This window comes from Winogradskyella sp. MIT101101 (assembly GCF_047126865.1).
Lineage (GTDB): Bacteria > Bacteroidota > Bacteroidia > Flavobacteriales > Flavobacteriaceae > Winogradskyella > Winogradskyella ouciana.
This window is the reverse complement of the sequence record NZ_CP138982.1, coordinates 85,601-104,426: the sequence shown is the minus strand read 5'-3', so window position 1 is coordinate 104,426 and position 18,826 is coordinate 85,601. Positions and strand designations below refer to the sequence as shown.

Annotated in this window: 12 protein-coding genes and 1 pseudogene; 5 read left to right on the top strand and 8 right to left on the bottom strand. The window is 35.0% G+C overall.

Annotated features, from left to right (window positions below; genetic code table 11):
- Positions 1–222 precede the first annotated feature (222 nt).
- From SIB89_RS00480 to SIB89_RS00465, 4 genes are read left to right on the top strand one after another with little or no spacing between them, the layout of a single operon-like run.
- Positions 223–774, top strand: coding sequence for an RNA polymerase sigma factor (locus tag SIB89_RS00480; RefSeq protein ID WP_412560707.1), 552 nt, complete (start codon positions 223–225; stop codon positions 772–774).
- 11 nt (positions 775–785) lie between these two features.
- Positions 786–1,349, top strand: a complete 564-nt coding sequence (locus tag SIB89_RS00475) for a hypothetical protein (RefSeq protein ID WP_412560706.1) — start codon at positions 786–788, stop codon at positions 1,347–1,349.
- A complete protein-coding gene (locus SIB89_RS00470) occupies positions 1,327–2,415 on the top strand; it encodes a hypothetical protein (protein ID WP_412560705.1) in 1,089 nt (362 codons plus the stop codon). The genes SIB89_RS00475 and SIB89_RS00470 overlap by 23 nt, the downstream gene beginning before the upstream one ends.
- 43 nt (positions 2,416–2,458) lie before the next feature.
- Positions 2,459–3,184, top strand: coding sequence for a head GIN domain-containing protein (locus SIB89_RS00465; RefSeq protein ID WP_412560704.1), 726 nt, complete (start codon positions 2,459–2,461; stop codon positions 3,182–3,184).
- 136 nt (positions 3,185–3,320) lie between these two features.
- Here SIB89_RS00465 and SIB89_RS00460 read toward each other — a convergent pair whose 3' ends face one another.
- From SIB89_RS00460 to SIB89_RS00425, 8 genes and pseudogenes are all read right to left on the bottom strand, one after another.
- On the bottom strand, positions 3,321–4,235 hold the full coding sequence (locus SIB89_RS00460) for a hypothetical protein (protein ID WP_412560703.1): 915 nt from the start codon (positions 4,233–4,235) through the stop codon (positions 3,321–3,323).
- A gap of 18 nt (positions 4,236–4,253) precedes the next feature.
- A pseudogene (locus SIB89_RS00455) lies at positions 4,254–5,562 on the bottom strand (MFS transporter).
- A gap of 70 nt (positions 5,563–5,632) precedes the next feature.
- Complete coding sequence (locus SIB89_RS00450) at positions 5,633–6,463, bottom strand: M48 family metallopeptidase (protein ID WP_412560702.1); 831 nt, start codon at positions 6,461–6,463, stop codon at positions 5,633–5,635.
- Between the two features lie 80 nt (positions 6,464–6,543).
- Positions 6,544–8,961, bottom strand: a complete 2,418-nt coding sequence (locus SIB89_RS00445) for a glycoside hydrolase family 31 protein (RefSeq protein ID WP_155087730.1) — start codon at positions 8,959–8,961, stop codon at positions 6,544–6,546.
- Positions 8,962–9,126: 165 nt separating this feature from the next.
- Complete coding sequence (gene glgB, locus SIB89_RS00440; protein WP_412560701.1) at positions 9,127–11,037, bottom strand: 1,4-alpha-glucan branching protein GlgB; 1,911 nt, start codon at positions 11,035–11,037, stop codon at positions 9,127–9,129.
- 3 nt (positions 11,038–11,040) lie between these two features.
- Positions 11,041–12,672 (bottom strand): maltokinase N-terminal cap-like domain-containing protein, encoded by a 1,632-nt coding sequence (locus tag SIB89_RS00435; RefSeq protein ID WP_412560700.1) that lies wholly within the window; start codon positions 12,670–12,672, stop codon positions 11,041–11,043.
- A gap of 2 nt (positions 12,673–12,674) precedes the next feature.
- Complete coding sequence (locus SIB89_RS00430; RefSeq protein ID WP_412560699.1) at positions 12,675–14,612, bottom strand: alpha-1,4-glucan--maltose-1-phosphate maltosyltransferase; 1,938 nt, start codon at positions 14,610–14,612, stop codon at positions 12,675–12,677.
- Positions 14,613–14,765: 153 nt separating this feature from the next.
- Positions 14,766–16,565 (bottom strand): glycoside hydrolase family 15 protein, encoded by a 1,800-nt coding sequence (locus SIB89_RS00425; RefSeq protein ID WP_412560698.1) that lies wholly within the window; start codon positions 16,563–16,565, stop codon positions 14,766–14,768.
- A 73-nt stretch (positions 16,566–16,638) separates the two neighbouring features.
- Here SIB89_RS00425 and SIB89_RS00420 point away from each other — a divergent pair, with 73 nt between their 5' ends.
- Entirely contained in the window at positions 16,639–18,825 is a 2,187-nt protein-coding gene (locus SIB89_RS00420; protein WP_412560697.1) for a bifunctional alpha,alpha-trehalose-phosphate synthase (UDP-forming)/trehalose-phosphatase, read from the top strand.
- Position 18,826 lies beyond the last annotated feature (1 nt).

Sequence of the window (18,826 nt, the reverse complement as noted above, 5' to 3'; positions counted from 1 at the left end):
ATTTAAGCCATTCTGTCATTAAAATTTACAGACTAGCGTTTGTTTAAATGTATTAATAATTAACTTTATACTGAATATCAACAGATTAGAAGATATTCAAAGTTATTCACACTAGTATAATTTCAATTGTTATGCCATTACCTTTAAAGAAATTAAAAGTTTTTTATGCAAACTGTAACAATCTAAGTTCAACCTCATCTTTAGAATAAAGCAATTGTTTTTTTGACATCAACCAATCAAGATATCGAACAGTTATTATTGCTTTGTAAATCTAGTAACCAACGTGCACAGTTGGAAATTTACAATAGATACAACAAAGCTATGTATAATACAGCCTTAAGGATTGTAAAGGATTCTTACAGGGCTGAGGACATAATGCAAGAGTCTTTTTTAACGGCATTTACAAAGTTAAATACTCTAGAGGACACCAATTTATTTGGTGCTTGGTTAAAACGTATAGTAGTGAACAATAGTATTGCACATTACAACAAGACTGCCAAGCAAAATGAAGTGCCTTTAGAAACCGTAATATACAAAGTTGAGGATGACAACGGCATTGAAGAATGTAGCCAAAATTCGGATAAAGTAAAGCTCATATTAAAGGTGATGAAAACCTTGAGACCTAACTATAGTTTAGGATTGTCTTTACACCTTATTGAAGGTTACGATTATGACGAAATCTGTGACATAATGGATATTTCTTATGCCAATTGTAGGACAATGATTTCTAGAGCAAAAGAAAGTTTACGTAAAAAACTAATGCAAACAGCCTAAATTTTAAAGCGATGCAAAAAGATACTTTAAACGATTTATTTGATAACCTTAAAGGAGAGTTTGATATAAACGAACCTAACAAAGGACATGAAAACCGGTTTTTAGATAAATTAAAAGCCAGTGATTCAGCTTCTGTTGATTCTGAAATGACATCTCGCTTTAACTGGAAACCGTTTTTAGCCATTGCAGCTTCTTTGGTCATTTGCTTCAGTGTGTTTGCAACATTACAAAGCGAACCCGAAGCTATGGATTTGGCAAGCGTGTCACCAGAAATGTCTGAAGCCCAAGATTTCTTCACGGCTACAATTCAAACTGAATTAAAAAAGCTGAACAACGAACGCTCACCTTTAACCGAACAAGTGATCACAGATGCTCTAAACAGAATTGAACTTTTAGAAAAAGAGTATCAGAATTTAAAAACAGATTTAAATGAAAGTAATAATGACCAGCGTGTTATCTACGCTATGATTAGCAACTTTCAGAATAGGATTGATATTTTAAATACAGTCTTAGAACAAATTGAAACTATTAAAGAATTAAAAACCAACAACGATGAACCAAAAAATACAATTTAGATTAGCATTATTATTCTTGTTAATGCCTTTTATAGCATTGGCAAACACAGGAAAAGATGCTACGAAGACAGATAAAGAACGTAACATTAAAAAATCATTTAATGTGTCCCCTAACGCTACACTCAAAGTGAAAAACAGCTATGGCAACTTGGATATTGTAACATGGAATGAAAATAGAATTGATTTTGATATTACCATTAAGGTATCTGGTAATGATGCTGAAAAAGTACAAGAACGTTTAGATGGTATAGACGTAGAATTTTCTGCAAGTAACGATTTGGTTTCTGCCATGACCAATATTGAAAAGAAGGAAAAAAGCTGGTGGAACTGGGGCAAAAAGATGAACCTTAAGTTAGAAATCAACTACGTTATTAAAATGCCAATATCTGGCAACGTGGATTTAAACAATGACTATGGAGCCATTAACCTAGATAAGCTAGAAGGAAGAGCAAAAATCAATTGTGATTATGGTAAAATAACTACCAAAGAACTCATGGCAGACAATAATGAACTTAGGTTTGATTATACCAACAACTGTTATTTTGAGTATATCAAAAGTGCTAAAATTAATGCAGACTATAGTGGTTATACCATTGCAAAAGCAGAAAATTTAGAGATATATGCCGATTATTCAAAGTCGATAGTAGAAGTTGTGGAAAATGTAAAATACAACTGCGACTATGGTGCTTTAAAGATTGAAAATGTCAACAATGTTGAAGGAAATGGTGATTATTTAGGCTTGCGTTTAGGAAATGTTTTTAAGAATGTAGATGTAAAATCTAACTATGGATCCTTAAAAATTGACCGTATGGCTTCAAAAGCAAAAAACATAAATATTGATTCTGAATTTACAGGTATTACCATTGGGTATGACGCTGGCTACAATTTCAATTTTGATATAGATTTAGATTATTGCTCACTAAGAGATTCTGATGGTTTTAATTTCACACTAAAGGAAGCTAATCATTCTGAAAAGAAATATAAGGGCTATTACGGTTCTAAAAACTCTGGCAATATGGTAAATATTAAATCAGAATACGGAAGCGTTAGTTTTACGAAAAACTAAATCACAGCATCGAAATAAAAAACCAACATAAAAAAACGAACAAATGAAAGCATTACAATCAATCACAGTATTAGTATTCTTACTATGTGTATCAACATCTTGTGCACAGTGGGATAAATGGGAAAAAGTTAAAGGTGATGGCAACATCACTACAATAACAAGAACTACAGGATCTTACGATGGCTTAAAAGCTGCAGGGCCAATGGATTTTAAATTAGTTGAAGGTAAAGAAGGTACTATTACCATTAAGGGAGATGCCAACCTTATGGATTACATCGTAACCGAAGTTAAAGACGGGAATCTTGTGGTTAAAGTAAAAAAAGGCACTAATATAAAACCAACAGAAACTATTGTAGTCACCGTACCTTACGAATCAATAAATTCTGTTTCGCTTGCCGGATCTGGTGATATAGAAAACTCAGGAACAATTAATGCAGATGAGTTTGAAGTGTCATTGGCAGGTTCGGGTAATATTAACTTAAACATCAGTTCTAACACTGTAGAAAGCAGTATTGCTGGCTCTGGTGATATTAAATTGAGCGGCTCAACAAAGGATTTAAGTACTAAAATTGCCGGTTCTGGTGATTTTAATGGTAAAAACTTAAAAAGCATGAACGTTACAGCCAAAATCGCTGGCTCAGGAAACGTCAATGTGGTTTGTAATGGCAAACTAAAAGCCAGAGTTTCTGGATCTGGAAATGTAAACTATTCTGGCACACCAACAAGCAAGGATACTAAGGTTACTGGCTCAGGCAAAGTGAGAAATTAATAGCAAATCAATCAACCAAAAAATGAATGAGGACTGGCTTTGCTGGTCCTTTTTTTATTAAGCCTAAACTAATTTTAAAGAAATACTATCAGAAGCTGATTTCCTAATTAGACCTTAACCATTAACCTACAATTTATTAGTATTTTTCATAGACATAAGTCACAGGCTCTACAATGGTTGATGTACCATCTACTGTACTAGTGGCTGTAAACCCACCGTTTACTACAACGAATAAACTATCAGCATTTCTAAAATGGTTTATTGTAGTACCATCTGTGAAAGTAATAGCTACGGTATTACCGTTTTGTGTCCAGGTAAAAGCTATTGTTTCACTAATGTTAGTACAGTCTACAAAGAAGTCTTCACCTTCGGGACCTGTAGGTGTATAGGTTATTTCAGCTATAGATCTATAGAAAAACAAACCTGTTCCATCACCATTAAAAGTAATGGTTTCGTTATCATAACAGTCAATTTCCTCTAAATAGTCAAAGGTGACTTCTCCATCGTTATCAATATCAATACCTTGGTCATTTAGCCATGAAATCAGTCTCCAATTACCAACAAGATCTAGAAAAACAGGTGCGCAATCACCAATATCATCAATAATAGCTTGTAAAGTACCATCATCTCCACAGACTTCAATTTGATACTCCAATGCATCCACGTAGGCATTACAAAAATCTTCAAGGGTATCATCAGTGGCATTTTCATAGTCTTCTTGAGCTATTTCAGTTGCAGTTATAGCTTCTTCACATAGATCTTCATCCAATACGCAGGTTCCTAACACGTCAACTAGCGTTTGTAAACTACCATCTTCATCACCACAAATTTCTATTTGATCTTCTAAAGCACCTCTATAAACTTGGCATAAAACGCTGTAATTATTTTCAGTAGCGGAAGAAAAATTTACGGCAGCATCTGCAGTAGCCTGCATGGCCAAAAGGCAAGAATTGTCTTCTATAATAATCTCTCCCTCGTAAGGTTCGTTATGACAACCCACAAAGAACAGGATTACAATACATAGATATTGTAAACTTATTTTCTTTAACATAGCATCTAAAGTTAAGCATTAATTTTGAATCTCCGCTTTAGGCACTCTAAAGAGCATGATAATTCCCAATAAAAAGAACACAAATAAAAACAGAATAGAATTACGCATGCTTCCGGTTATCTGGTCAATAAAGCCATAGATTAGCATCCCTATAACTATGCCTATTTTTTCGGCTACATCAAAAAAAACTAAAGTAAGATGTGGTGTCTTCAGTTTCAGGTAAAAACTTAGAATATGTTGACCTTGCCAATGATTGAATTCCGCCCATTACTAATCCAACCAATGAAGCAGCTATGTAAAACTCAAGTTGAGTTTCCATAAAGTAGGCATAAAAGCAAAGTGACATCCAAATAAAGTTAACTGCAATTAGAGTTTGTATGTTTCCAAATTTTGCCGACGCTCTTGATGTTAGTATGGCTCCTAATATCGCAACGAGCTGTATTACCAAAATACTGACTATTAAACCTGTTGTTTTTGCCTCGTCACTTCCCCAAGCAATCTCTTCTTCTCCAAAATACACAGCTACTAACATTATAGTTTGTACTGCCATACTGAATACAAAAAAAGCATATAAGTAACGTTTTAATCTTAAGTTCTGTTTCAGTTGATTCCAAACTCCCTTTAATTCTTTAAAACCATTGAAAATAACTGATTTGGTAACTTTATGGCCAGAAGAGGTTCCTTTTGGAAGAATGTAAAATGTGTATTGACTAAATAAAGCCCACCATACACCGACTGTTATAAAGGAATAACGCATCATCTGCATTTTATCTTCGCCAGTGTCTTGAGTCATAACCATAGCCAAATTAACAACTAACAATAAAACACTCCCTATGTATCCCATACTAAAGCCCTTAGCACTAATACTGTCCTGTTGTTCTTCGTAGGCTATATCTGGTAAATAAGAGTTGTAATACACTAAACTTCCCCAATAACCTATAAGTCCCATGAAGTAAAACAATAAGCTCAAATGAATTCTATCTGGCTCTATGCTAAACCAATATAAACCGATACACCCAGCCGAACCTACATAACAGAAAAATTTCATAAAATTCTTCTTGTTACCAACATAATCTGCAATACCGGATAATATTGGAGATATAATCGCTACAACTAAGAAGGTGAAGGCCGTAACAAAAGTAATAAGGGCAGTACTCTTAAATTCGTATCCAAAAGCAGTAACTTTTTTTACTTCAGAAATAAATAACGCTGAATAAAAAATCGGAAATATAGATGACGCTATTGTTAGTGTATAGACAGAATTTGCCCAATCGTAAAATGCCCATGCATTTAGAAGTTTTTTACTTCCTTTTTTAAGTTCTCCCATAGATAGTTTAATAAAAAAAGCCGCTCTTATTGAGCAGCTTCTAAAGTAGTTAAATTATATTAACTTAATATTAATTTATAGGTCTAAAACTTGTGACACCATATTTTTTTGCCTCAGCTTTTGCATTAGGAACTAATTCATTTAGTGTATTAATACGGGTGTCTGGATGTGGATGTGTACTTAAGAATTCTGGTGGAGACTGACCTCCACTATTTGCTTTCATTCGTTTCCATAACTCTGGCGCTTCTTCAGGATTATAACCTGCAATTGCCATAAGAATTAGGCCAATTTTGTCTGCTTCTGTTTCGTGACTTCTACTAAAGGGCAATGCAAACCCAACTGTTGTTCCTATTCCATATGCTTGCATCCACATTTGTTGTTTTTCTGGGCTTTCGTTACCTGCTGCGACAGCTACAGCAATTCCTCCAGCTTGTTGCAGTATACCTGTACTCATTCGCTGTTGACCATGATTAGCTAGAGCATGAGCAACCTCGTGACCCATAATGGCTGCAACTCCAGTTTCATTTTGAGCTATAGGTAATATTCCTGTATAAAATGCAATCTTTCCACCTGGCATACACCAAGCATTTACCTGCTCAGAATCAATAAGCTTATATTCCCATTTGTAATCATCTAAATAGCCTTGATATCCATTTGCATTCAACCATCGTTCTGATGCTACAGCAATACGCTGACCTACTCTATTTATCATTTCTGCGTCCTTGGTGCCAGTTACCACTTTACTTTCACTAAGAACCTGGTTATATTGTGAAAAAGAAGAAGGGAACAATTGCTCATTGGAGACCAGTGCTATAGTTTTTTTACCAGTAAAGGGATTCGTTTTACAAGCGACAACTACTAATGTAATTACTAAAGTTAATATGGCTTTTTTCAAATTCATAGCTAATGGTTTTAAATAGAGTTACTAAAATACAAAAAACAGTTCGTTTATATTTTGACACTAAAATAAACTATAGGTCACTAAGATTTTGACTGATTTCCTTTTATATGTAACTCAGAAAAATTCTTATCCACCACAAAGGAACTCGTCCCATTGGACTTCAAATGGTTAAGGGAAATAGTTTCATTATCCAACTGAATTTCAGAAATATCAAAAGGCAAACCATGAATTTGTATTTTGAATGTTTCGTAAGGCGTAATGAACTTTCCTTCTTTATATTGATTGATAATTAATTCATTTTTACGACCAGTAAGTGTGAAATTCCTTAAGCTATAACGTCCTTTTGTGTAATCATAGCCATCATTGGCATCACTAAACAATTCACTTTCCTCTTTACCTTTTTTGTAATAGACATCTAAAGTAACCTCTTTAATTTCCTTTTCACCAACATATTGCTGTATGGGAAATTTTGGAATTATGGCACCTTCTTTTATAAAGATTGGCATGCTGTCTATATCAGCATCGATCCACATTTCTTTTCCACCTTTTACGACTTCATCATCCCAGAAATTGTACCACCTCCCTTTTGGAATATACATTCTTCTCCCTTTAGCATTGGGCTCTAAAACAGGGCACGCCAAAATTTGTTCACCAAAAACAAACTCATCCGTTCTATAGTGGGTATTAACATCATCTTGATCATAAAGCACCAGAGATTTAAGTAATGGTGTACCATGATCTACGTAGTTCCAGAATGCAGTATATAAATATGGTAAAAGCTGATATCTGATTTCAATAAATTTTCTAACAATGTCCGTTACATCTTCATCGAACGCCCAAGGTTCTTGGTCACCATGATCTCCTGATGAATGAACTCTAAAAAACGGATGGAAAATCCCAAGTTGAATCCAGCGTGTAAACAACTCTCCCTGAGGTTGTTCTGCAAATCCTCCAATATCACTACCAGCAAAACCGAAACCAGACATAGACATTCGCTGCGCTTGGATATTAGCTATCCATAAATGTTCCCAATTTGCAATATTATCACCTGTCCATGTAGACGTGTAACGTTGTGTGCCTGAATATGCCGCTCTGGTGATAACAAATGGTCGTTTTGGGTAAGAGTATTTTTTTAAGCCTTGGTATGTTGCCCTAGCCATTTGCATTCCATAGATGTTATGTGCTTTTCTGTGACTACATGGATTTCCATCATAATCGTGACGTACATCATCTGGAAATGTTTTGTTTGGCACTTCCATAACAGCAGGCTCGTTCATATCATTCCAAACCCCTTTAATCCCAATTTCTTCTATTAATTCCTTAAATAAACCAGACCACCATTCTCTTACTTCAGCATTGGTAAAATCAGGAAAATGACATTCGCCAGGCCATACTTTACCTTTCATATACGCACCATCTGCACGCTTACAGAAATAATCTTTCTCTAACCCTTCCTTGAAAACGGAATAGTCTTTATCAATTTTTATTCCTGGATCTATTATAGCGACAGTCTTAAAGCCTTGCTCTTTAAGTTCTGACACCATTCTTTTAGGATCTGGAAAATAATCTTTGTTCCAAGTGAAACAACGGAAGCCTTCCATGTAGTCAATATCCAAGTAAATAGCATCACATGGTATTTTTAGTTTTCTAAATGTAGAAGTTATTTCTTTAACCTTACTTTCAGGATAATAGCTCCATTTACACTGATGAAAACCTAATGCCCACATAGGTGGTAAATGGTGAGGTTTTCCTGTTAAATCGGTATAACTTTCTACAACATCCGTCATTTTAGGGCCATAAAAGAAATAATAATTCATCTCACCTCCTTGAGCCCAAAAACTTGTTACATTTCTACGCTCTTGCGCAAAATCAAATGAAGACCTAAACGAATTATCAAAGAATATTCCGTAAGCCTTGCCATGGTGTAAACCAGTGTAAAACGGAATGGCTTTGTATATAGGATCGGTATCTTTTCCGTAAGCGTATGAGTCCGTCACCCAATTGGTGTAGCGCTTTCCTTTAAGATTTAAGTGATTTGGTTTATCACCCAATCCGTAGTAGCTTTCACCATCATTGGATACTTTACTCATTTTTACAATGTTTCCGCCGAACTCATAACTTTCTTCCCAATGAAATCCAATCTCATCTTGATTAATAAGCACATTGTCCTTAACATCATAAATAGATACTCTTAGACTTTCCTTAGAAATATCGCAACGCAACTTAGACGTTGTAACAACAAAGTAATCTTCGTTTTCGTCTATTTTTAATCGGTTATACCCAATACTAGCGTACTTGGTTATGGCATAGGAAAAATCGTTATCAAAGTTGCCAACGGTAGTATATCTAAACCTAAGAAGGCTATCTCGTAAAACTGTTAATTGAAGAATAACATCATTATCTGTTGTAAAATATAATTTATCAACGTCCTTTTCAAAGCCTATTATTTTAGATGGAAATAAATTTCCTTTTTGTTCTAATTCTGTATTTACAATCATTGTACGAATTTGAGGATTTGTGCATGTAAAAAAAAGGAAAAATCAGAACATGAGAAAGCGTAAATACTAGTATTTATAATGAATTGTTAACTATATCGATTTCGATGACTAATTTTATGAAAATGATAATTTTTAAAACCCAATAAAACGAATCATACAGTTTTTTTATTTTGAATATTTTAATACAACTGCACCTAAAGGAGGTATATCAATTTCAACAGAATTGTCTCTAAATTGCCATGGATTGGCTTTAGTGGATTGTATTTTGTTTTTATACTCACCCGAACCGAAATATTTCTTAAGATCACTATTAAAAATTTCTTTTAATTTTCCTTTTCTCGGAACACCCATTTTGTAATTTTCCCTAGGTACAGGTGTCATATTACAAGCTATGACCAAATCATTGGTTTCGTCATTTCCTTTTCTAATGTAAACTAATACTGAATTTTCTGAATCGTTATAATCGATCCATTCAAAGCCGTCACCAGAAAATTGCTTTTCGTAAAGTGCTGGTTCGTTTTTGTAAAGTGTGTTTAAATCCTTTATTAATGCTTGCACCCCTTTATGAGGTTCATATTGCAATAAATGCCAATCTAAACTTTGCTGAAAATTCCATTCTTCACTTTGACCAAATTCTGAACCTTGAAACAAGAGATTTGTACCAGGATGCGTAAACATGTAGGAATATAACAACCTTAAATTGGCAAAGCGCTGCCATTCGTCACCAGGCATTCTTCCTAAAATAGAATGTTTCCCATAAACCACCTCATCATGACTCAGAGGCAACATAAAATTTTCCGTAAAAGCATAGGTCATACTAAATGTTAAGTCGTTCTGATGATGCTTTCTGTAAATGGGTTCTTTTGCAAAATACTGCAAGGTATCGTGCATCCATCCCATCATCCATTTCATTCCAAATCCCAGTCCACCTAAAGATGTTGGCTTAGACACCATAGGAAATGACGTCGATTCTTCTGCAATGGTCTGCACATCTGGAAAAGCACCATATACAGCCTCGTTCATTTCTCGCATAAATGAAATGGCTTCAAGATTTTCTCTACCACCAAAGATATTTGGCTCCCACTCACCTTCTTCCCTACTGTAATCTAAAAACAGCATAGAAGCTACAGCATCTACTCGCAACCCATCTGCATGATATTGATCTAACCAAAATATGGCATTACTTATAAGAAAAGACTTTACTTCATTACGTCCGTAATTAAAAATTAAACTCTTCCAATCTGGGTGATATCCTTTACGTTTATCAGGATGCTCATATAGGGCCGAACCATCAAAGAAACCTAGACCATGTGCATCTTCAGGAAAATGTGATGGTACCCAATCTAAAATAATTCCGATATCGTTTTGATGTAGTTTATCCACCAATAACTTGAATTCCTCTGGATAGCCAAAACGTGATGTTGGCGCAAAATAACCTGTGAGTTGATAGCCCCAAGATGGATCGTAAGGATATTCCATTACAGGCATTAATTCTACGTGTGTAAAGTTCATTTCCTTTACATAAGCCACTAATTCATCAGCAAGTTCTTTATACGAAAGAAATCTATTTTCTTCAATTTGTTTTTTCCATGAGCCTAAATGAACTTCGTAAACGGAGAAAGGAGCATCTAGTGCATTGTGGTTCTTTCTCTTTTTCATCCACTTAGAATCTTTCCATTTATAATTATCGTCCCAAACTATAGAAGCCGTATTTGGTGGATGCTCACATCTTCGCGCATACGGATCTGCTTTTTCAGTTTTTATATCGTTATGATGACTATGGATTTTGTACTTATAAATGTTGCCTTTACCAACTTCTGGGATAAATCCTTCCCAAATACCACTTCCATCCCATCTTACTGAGAGTTTATGGTCACCTTCTAGCCAATAGTTAAAATCACCTACAACGGATACCATTTTAGCACTTGGTGCCCAAACGGCAAAGTAGGTTCCCTTTACTCCATCTACAGTTGTTATATGAGATCCGAATTTTTCATAAAGCCTGTAATGCTTTCCTGATTTAAATAAATCAATATCAAAATCGGTAAATAAACTGTGTACAATTACTTCTGCCATAAATTAGTGGTTGATGATATTTGAAATTCCTTTTAAAGGAATGACTGCCCATAATGGACGCGAATTAAGCTCGTAACCCAACTCGTAAACTGCTTTTTCTAATAATGAATATTTTAATAAAAATATGCGCTCTTGCTCATATCCTATATTAATATTTGCGTTTTGAATCTCTACAACATAAGTTCCTAAAAATAAGCCGATAAAATATTGATATAGAATCTCGCCTGCTTCAAAGAGTTCGTCTTGACTTTGTTTATAGTTCTCTTGATTATTAAATATTGTTGCATATATGGCATAATGAAACGACCTAAATAAACCTGCAACATCTTTTAAAGGCGGCTGTTTCACTTTCCTATCTCTAATGGTGCTTTCTGGTTCGCCTTCAAAATCTATAATATAAAAATCTTCATCCTTTACTAGTATTTGCCCCAAGTGATAGTCACCATGTACTCGCAATCGTTCGCCTTTTAATTTGGTCCAATCAAAATTTACAAATCGTTTTCTAATGTCGTTTTTCTTTTCGAGAAACTCATTAGCGAGTTCCAAAGCCAATCCGTCTAACTTATGCATATTATTTTCTACAGCATTTAAACGATTTTGAAACTGATATAACAATCTATTTTTTAACCACACGGTATAATCACCATTAAAACGTGCAGGAGTAAAGGATGTGTCTTCAAACTCAGAGCCTAGTGCAATGTGCATCTCTGCAGTCCTCTTAGCTAGTGTTTGGATTTTATTGAACACATTAAGTCCTGCCCAATCTATTATTTGAGGTGGAATTTCCCTAATACTCAAACGCTTAAAGCGTTCTGTTTTGGGTAATTTATCTATTTGAATTCTTTTGTATTCTAAATTGCTAAATATTTTATGTAATTCTTTGAGCATATAGTCCCAAGCATCACCTTCATTGGGCACCAACTCGTTCATTAACGCAATGGTTATGTTAGTGTTTTCCTGATCTTTTATTTGCATACTTCCCAAGTATGCAGGTGTATTTTTAAATTCTTTCTTTTCAGACAAGAAACGGCTCATTTCATAATCAGGATTGCGATCTGCATAGATTCGTCTAAAGAATTTAAGCACACATTTATCGTTGTAAATTATGGATGTATTACTTTGTTCCATACCCATAAATCTCGAAGATTCGTACTCACAATCTTCAAACAAAGAACTCTTTTTATATTGAACTCTCGTCCTATCATTAGGAACAGCAGTTAATATCCTCTCAAAAACAACGCGCCTAAAGGCTTCAAGATTTATGGCATCAATTATAAAGCCTTCTTGATTTTGAATACTAATGGGAAGAATACGATCATCATTTGCAAAATCTTCATCCGTAACAAAGGCGATTGGTAGAAAATAATGTTGGTAAAAGGCCTCGGTAAAATTAACCTCTAAAATTAGTCCGTAATATACTTCCTCCTTTTGCTGGATTCTAAAATATTCTGAAAGTTCTATGTATTTTAGTTTGCTCGACTTGCCACCATACCAACGCTGCTTAACTATATATTTTTCTAAAACATCGGACAAAAAAACCTTTACAAAATCCTCATTTTCCATCAATTCTTCCCACGGTACATTAAAATTGTACGGTGTCTTAACATCTACAGCTAAAGGTTTTCTTGAAGACATTTCTATTTATTTATCTTAAAGATATGAAATGGTAAGGTGGGATGCAACTCAACAAAATTCCATTCGCTATGCCAATTATAGCTACTTCCTGTAACTAAATCATTTACAGTTATTTGATGCCCATGTTGAACACCAAGCTCTTGTAATGGCAGTTGAACATTTCCTTGTTGGGCGTAATACTGCTCCAAGCTTATAATGATTAAAAGTTCGTCGGTTTTGGCATCATTCCACTTATAAAACGCAATTAAATTGTCATTTTCAATATGGCAGAACTTAATGTTGTTGGTTTGTTGCAAAGCCTCGTGTTGATGACGAATGGCGTTTACTTTTGATATAATTGTAGTGAGTTTATTCTCAACATTCCAGTTGTAATGTTTTACCTCAAATTTTTCAGACATATAGTATTCCTCTTTACCAGGAATAGCATTATCTATCATTTGTTCAAAAACAGGACCGTAAATACCAATATTAGAGCTTAAAGTTGCTGCCAAAACATATCGCTGTATATATTTAGACTCATTGGCTCCTTGTAAATGATATGGATTTATGTCTGGTGTATTGGGCCAAAAATTCGGTCTCATATATTCACGTTGATCTGTTTGGGTTAACTCTGTCATGTACTCTATGAGCTCATGTTTTGTATTTCTCCAAGTGAAGTACGTGTAAGACTGCGTGTAACCTTGTTTAGCTAATTGTTGCATCACCTTTGGCTTAGTGAACGCTTCTGCCAAGAACAACACATCTGGGTGTTTCTTTTTAACTTCGGAAATCGCCCAATTCCAGAAATAATATGGTTTGGTATGTGGGTTATCTACTCTAAAGACATTGATTCCACAGTCTATCCAATAGAATAAAGTATCTAAACATTCTTGCCATAAATTCTTGTAATCTTTGCTTTCCCAATAGATTGGCAGAATATCCTGATATTTTTTTGGAGGGTTTTCAGCATACTGCACGGTTCCGTCTGGTCTCCATTTAAACCAGTCTGGATGTGCCTTTACCCATGGATGGTCTGGCGCAGCTTGCAACGCATAATCCATAGCGATTTCTATATTGAGATCCTTTGCTTTTTTTACAAGCTTTTTAAAGTCTTCTACTGTGCCTAATTGCGGATGGATATCCTTATGGCCTCCATACTTAGAGCCAATTCCCCAAGCAGAACCAACATCACCATCTTTTGCTTCGGTGGTGTTGTTTTTTCCTTTTCTATTGACCTCACCAATAGGGTGCACTGGTGGAAAATACAATGTATCAAAGCCCATCTCTGCTACTCTTGGCAATAAACGCTCACAGTCCTTAAATGTACCGTGTTCACCTTCCTTTTCTGACGATGACCTCGGAAAAAACTCATACCAAGTACTGAACAATGCCTTTTTACGATCTACATATATCTGAAGTTCCTTTGAGGTATTGACTAAATGTTTTTCAGGATATTTATAGAAAATTTTATGAAGCCTTTCACTTTTCGCTTCAGTTACTGCTTTGTCGTATTGATTTTCATTACCAAAAACATCAATACAGTGTTGTATATACTCCTTCTCTGTTACTGTTACTTTTTTCAACAGCGGTTTAAGGTATTCTATCCCTTCTAGAAGCTCTGATTTAACGTGTTGATTGTCATCAATTTTTCGTTCTATACCATGTTGCCAATTAAGCGCATAATCAACCCAACCTTCAACCTTATAGCTATAAAATCCTTGTTTCTCTACCGTAAATGAAGCTTTCCATTCGTCATTTACTGTATGATGCATTCTTGCTTCGCTCCATTTGCGTTCTTTTTCGTGCTTATAAAGCACAGAAGCTGCAATGACATCATGTCCATCTACTAAGACATGAGCGTCTACGTTAACAATTTCGTTTACAATACGTTTTATGAAAAACTCTCCGCAGTTTATTTGAGGTTTAACTGCATCTATAACTACTCGCTTTTGGTTATGCATAGTTTTGGTTGATTGTTATTATATCACGAAAGTACTATACATTCTCAATATATAAAAGACAATATGAGTTAAGTAAGTACTATAACGTTTGAAATGTCAACTATTTAGAAAACTTTTACAGAAATCTCTCAAATTTCAATATAGGTCGGTCATTTAAGACAGCATCCCTTTCACTTTTTCATCACTAGTTATTTTAGACAGGTTTATTGCTGTTTCAATTAAAGCTAAATGCGAATAAGCTTGTGGAAAATTACCCAAAAGGCGTTTGGTTTTAAAATCTAAATCTTCACTAAAAAGCCCTAGGTGATTGCTGTAGGACAATAGTTTTTCAAAATGCTTTACAGCCTTAGCTTCTTCACCTATTTTGTACAAGCTATTGATGTACCAAAATGTACAGATGGTAAAGGACGATGATGGCAACCCAAAATCGTCTTGGTTTTTATAGCGATATAACAAGCCGTCGAAAGATAGCTCTCGTCCAATAGCCTTAACTGTACTTACATATTTTGGATGCTTGGCATCTATAAAGCCGTAAGACTCCATTAGCAAAACCGAAGCGTCTAAGTCTTCTGAGCCATAAGACTGTGTAAAGGCTTTTGCTTTATCGCTCCAGGCATTGACCATAATATCTTCTTTTATGGCTTCCTCTAGCAATTGCCAACGTGCCAATTTTGAAGTTTTACCCAATAATTTAGCTACTTTTATGGCTTTGTCAACCGCTGTCCAGCACAACACTTTTGAAAAGGTAAAATGTCTGTCTTCTGACCTAAATTCCCATATACCTTTATCTGGTTCTTGCCAGTGTTTATTCACTACCCAAACAATACCTTTGGTAATATTCCAAAGTGCCTCTCCATCTTCAATATCGTTATTGAAATTCAATACTAATTGATGAATCATATCCATCAATATGCCGTAGATATCATTTTGTTTTTGCTTATAAGCCGCATTCCCAATTCTAACAGGACTGGAGTTTTCATATCCAGAAAGATGATCCAAGAATTCTTCGGTCAATTTTTTCTCACCATTGATGCCGTACATAATCTGCAGTTTCTCATCCTTATCTGGTATTAGATTAATGATAAATTTAAGATAGCGCTTAGCAATGTTCTTATGACCCAAAGTTGACATCACCTTTATTACCATAGAAGCATCCCTAATCCAACAGAAACGGTAATCCCAGTTACGAACTTCACCGATAGTCTCTGGCAAGGAAGTGGTAACGGCTGCTAAAATGGCGCCTGTTTTATCGTAACTCAGTAATTTTAGCGTCATTGCACTCCTAGCTATATGCGAGCCATAACGTTTGAAAGATGTGGTGCGCTCCATCCAATTCAGCCAATAGACTTTTGTACGCTCATATTCTAAAAATGCCATTTTTAAAGTTGGAACAAATAGTTTTTCATGGTATCCTACCAAAAAGAAATGATCAGAAGCAATCTCTAGCTCCTCCCCTTTAATTAGTTTTTCTTTATCTAAATCAGTGTATAAAAACAAGGTATCGTAAGCTTCATTATCGGTTAAGCTCACTACAAAATCATTTTTTATGTAGGTCTTTGTTTCCTCTTTGGCATATTCTAGTTTGGGATTGTAAATAACCTTTACCGTAGGCTTACCAGATATGTGTTTAATATATCTAATAAATTCTGGCGGAGAATGATAACTACCATTCTCCTTATGGTATCTTGGCATAAAGTCCCTCACCTCAAAAGCATCCAAACCATTGCTAAATCTGGTTACTAAAATGGCTGTGTTATCTACATAGTGTTGTTGTATACTGTAGCTGTCATCGACTTCGAATCCAAAAGATCCGCCTATATTTTCGTCCAATAATTTTCCGAAAACGGAAGGGGAATCAAACTGAGGCAAACAACACCAGTCCATTGAGCCATTTTTAGAAATCAAAGCGGCACTTCTACAGTTACCTATTATACCATAATCTAAGTTATTCATGAAATTTTTGTTTTTATAACGCTTTATTTTTTTTAAATTAACAAAATCCTGTCAATTAGCACAAAATATCTCAATGAATAAAACTATTATTGTTTCAAATCGCTTACCTCTTCAGGTTTCAATTCAAAAGAATTCATTAGAAATCTCACCTAGTGTGGGTGGCTTGGCTACAGGTATGAAATCGGTTCATGCTGATGGAAACGGAATTTGGGTAGGTTGGTCTGGCATACCAGAGAATGAGCTAAGTCCATCGCTTGCAAAAGAAGTAGAGAAAAAAATTAAAAAAGAAAAATGCGTTTCAGTATCACTAACAAATGAGGATATTGAAGATTATTATGAAGGATTTAGCAACAACGCACTGTGGCCATTATTTCATTATTTTATGGAATATACCAATTTTGAACAACACGAGTGGGAAGCCTACAAACGTGTCAACGAAAAGTTTGCTGAAGTAGTAATAGATAACTTAGAAGATGGAGATACCGTTTGGGTACACGATTACCAATTGTTATTGCTTCCTCAACTCATTAAGGGTAAAAAACCTAATACAACCGTAGGGTTCTTTTTACACATCCCTTTTCCTTCTTATGAAATCTTTAGAACATTTCCATGGCGTGAGGAAATTTTAACTGGGATGTTGGGTGCAGATTTACTTGGTTTTCACACCTATGATTATGAGCGTCATTTTCTAAGTTCCGTAAAGCGGATTTTAAGGTTGGATGTTAATTTCAATAAAATAAACTATCATGATAGAATTATAAAGGTTGATTCTTTCCCTATGGGAATTGATTATAACAAATTTCATAATGCCGCATTAGAGCATCGTAGTGGTTCTCTTGAAAAATCTGAACTCAGAAAACGACTAGAAGAACATGTCACAGAAGATAAAAAACTGATTTTGTCTATTGACAGAATGGACTATACCAAAGGTATTCCCAACAGAATAAAAGCGTTTGAATATTTTTTAGACAACTACCCAAAATACAAAGAAAAAGTTAGGTTGGTGATGCTAGCGGTTCCTTCGCGTTCCAACGTACCTCAGTATCAAAAGCTAAAGCGCGAAACTGATGAATTAGTAGGTAGAATTAACGGAAAGTTTGCTACAGTAAGCTGGACTCCTATTTGGTATTTTTACCGATCCATGCCCTTTGCGGATTTGATAGACCTTTACATTTCTTCTGATGTTGCTTTGATTACTCCAATAAGAGATGGCATGAATCTCGTTGCCAAGGAATATATTGCTACAAGAACCGAAGGTAATGGTGTTCTTGTTTTAAGTGAAATGGCTGGTGCTTCTAAAGAGATGAACGAGGCTTTATTGATTAATCCGAATAGCTTTCAGAATTTTGCCGAGAATTTAGAACGTGCACTAACAATGCCGTTAAACGAACAGGAAAACCGTATAAAGTTTTTACAAAAACGCCTAAAACGCTATGACGTAGAAAAATGGGCCGAGGAATTTTTTAAATCACTACAGGAAACCGAGCAGGACAGAAACACTATAGTTACTAAAAAACTTACAGGTGACTACGAAAAGAGCTTTGTGGAAAAATTTAAAAGTAAAAAGAAAAAGATGCTGCTTTTAGATTATGACGGAACACTTGTAGGGTTTAAGGACAATCCGCAAGATGCTAAACCAGATGATGAGTTATTTGAGTTGTTAGATAGCTTACACGAAAAAGCTACCTTGGTTCTCATTAGCGGACGAGATAAAGACACATTTCAGCGTTGGTTTGGCCATAAGTCATACAATTTAGTCACTGACCATGGAGTATGGTTATATCAAAATGAGGAATGGACCGCTTTAGAACGCTTAAAAACAGACTGGATGCAGAGTATTAGACCTATTCTTGAAACCTTTGTAGATAGTACACCTGGAACATTTATAGAAACCAAAAACTATTCATTAGCTTGGCATTACAGAACAGCAGATCCTGAACTTGCCAAAATCCGAACCATGGAACTTAACACCGTATTAACCAGTATGGTAGCAAACAATGGCCTATCTATTTTAGAAGGCAATAAGGTTATTGAAATAAAGAGTAGCAATGTTAACAAAGGAAGGGTGGTTAACAGACTACTCATCGAAAACGATTATGATTTTGTAACGATCATAGGAGATGACTGGACAGATGAATATATGTTTGAAGAAGCTCCTGATTGGGCTTATACCATAAAAGTAGGCTTAACCAAAACCAAAGCAAAATATCAAATAAAGGATCCTAAACAGGTACGTCAATTACTTCAAAAATTGATTTGAA